This is a genomic window from Bradyrhizobium sp., from assembly GCF_049586575.1.
Taxonomy (GTDB): Bacteria; Pseudomonadota; Alphaproteobacteria; order Rhizobiales; family Xanthobacteraceae; genus Bradyrhizobium.
The window spans coordinates 1-2,059 of sequence record NZ_JBAVCF010000184.1 but is presented as its reverse complement, the minus strand read 5'-3'; the positions used below and the strand labels follow the sequence as shown (position 1 = coordinate 2,059).

General features: G+C 60.5%; 2 protein-coding genes. Both read right to left on the bottom strand.

Features of this window, described 5'->3' with window-relative positions:
- The coding region (locus tag WB528_RS07135) for a TRAP transporter substrate-binding protein (protein WP_423887718.1) at positions 1-1,056 on the bottom strand (1,056 nt) is incomplete at its 3' end.
- Between the two features lie 227 nt (positions 1,057-1,283).
- The coding region (locus WB528_RS07130; RefSeq protein ID WP_423887717.1) for an Mrp/NBP35 family ATP-binding protein at positions 1,284-2,059 on the bottom strand (776 nt) is incomplete at its 5' end.

Sequence of the window (2,059 nt, the reverse complement as noted above, 5' to 3'; positions counted from 1 at the left end):
GTCGAAGGTGTACTCGGCCACCTGCCACCACAGGTACTGGTCGGAGCGATAGGCCTGCATCGCATCGATCGACTTCTTGAAGTCGGCGTTCTTGGCGGAAATTTCAGCCCACAATTCGTTGGTGGCTTTCAGGCAGGCTTCCAGCACTTCGTTGGTGAAGGGCCGAAGCTGCGTGCCGCCGGCCACCAGCCGCTTGAGCGCCGACGGGTTCTGCATGTCGTAGCGCGCCGCCATCCAGCTGTTGGCGTTCGCCGCCGCGTTGCTGAGGATCGCCTGATAATTCTTCGGCAACGTATTCCACTTCTCGAGATTGCAATACGCATGCACCGTCGGGCCGCCCTCCCAGAAACCGGGATAGTAGTAATACTTGGCGACTTTCTGGAAACCGAGCTTCTCATCGTCGTAGGGACCGACCCACTCGGCCGCGTCGATCGTGCCTTTTTCGAGCGCGGGATAGATGTCGCCGCCCGCCAATTGCTGCGGCACGACGCCGACCTTTTGCAGCACCTGACCTGCAATGCCGCCGATGCGGAACTTCAGACCGGAAAGATCGGCAACAGTCTTGATCTCCTTGCGGAACCAGCCACCCATCTGGGTGCCGGTGTTGCCGCACGGAAATCCGATCACGTTAAATTTCTTGAAGAACTCGTTGCCGAGTTCCTGGCCTCCGCCCTGATACCACCAGGAATTCTGCATGCGCGCATTCAGGCCGAACGGCACCGAAGCGTAGATCGCGAAGGTCGGATCCTTGCCGACGTAGTAGTAGGAAACGGTGTGGCACATCTCGATGGTGCCGTTACTGGTGGCATCGAGCGCCTGAAGACCCGGAACGATTTCGCCGGCGGCAAAAACCTGAATCTGAAATTTATTGTCGGTCATCTCGGCGACGTACTTGGCAAACTCCGTCGAGCCGCCGAAGATCGTGTCGAGCGACTTCGGAAAACTTGACGTCATACGCCACTTGATCTCGGGCGACGATTGCGCAATCGCGGGCGCCGCCACGGCGCTCGCCGCCGCACCCACTGCTGAAACTTTCAAAAAATCACGACGCTTCATTAAGGCATCTCCTTGTAGGCACGTTCCGACATTCATTGGATTTCTTGAATCGGCTTTAACATGGAAGCCGGGAGAGCGAAAACCGGGGTAATCGCCCCAAACCACCGAATAAACGAAAGTCTGATACGCCAGCGCCGCCTATCGCCGGATTTGACATTTCGACAATCACAAGGCGCTCGCCGCAGCGGGGTGCGAAATGTCAGCCCCGAACACTCTCGCCGACGCGCTCAGGCCGCAGCGATCGCGCCCTTCAGTTGGTCGCGGACCTTGGCCGCGATCGCCCGATAGATGGCCGCATGCGGTCCATTCGGCTCGCTCTCGACCACGGGCGTTCCGGCGTCCGAGGTGGTGCGGATCGACATGTGCAGCGGAATCTCGCCGAGGAAAGGCACGGCCAGACGCTCGGCCTCATGACGGGCGCCGCCATGTCCGAAAATATCCGATTGGGTGCCGCAATGCGGGCACTGGAAGTAGCTCATATTCTCGATGATGCCGAGCACGGGCACGTTGACCTTCGTGAACATCGCCAGTCCCCGCCGTGCATCGATCAGCGACAAATCCTGCGGCGTGGAAATGATGATGGCGCCCTTCAGTGGCACGGTCTGCGCCAAGGTGAGCTGGGCATCGCCGGTGCCGGGCGGCATATCGACGACCAGAACATCCAGCGTGCCCCACGCGACGTCGCGCAGCATCTGCGTGACCGCCGACATTACCATCGGTCCGCGCCAGATCATCGCGGTCTCCTCCTCCACGAGGAAGCCGATCGACATGATCGAAAGCCCGAAACGCTGAAGCGGAATCATCTTCCGCTCGTCGTTCAACTGCGGCTTCTCCCGAATTCCGGTTAAACGCGGCACCGACGGCCCATAGATGTCGGCATCGAGCAGGCCGACCCGCAAACCCAGATCGCGCAGGCCGAGCGCCAGATTGAGCGCGGTGGTCGATTTGCCGACGCCGCCCTTGCCGGAGGCGACCGCGATCACCGCGTCGACGCCGGGAATGC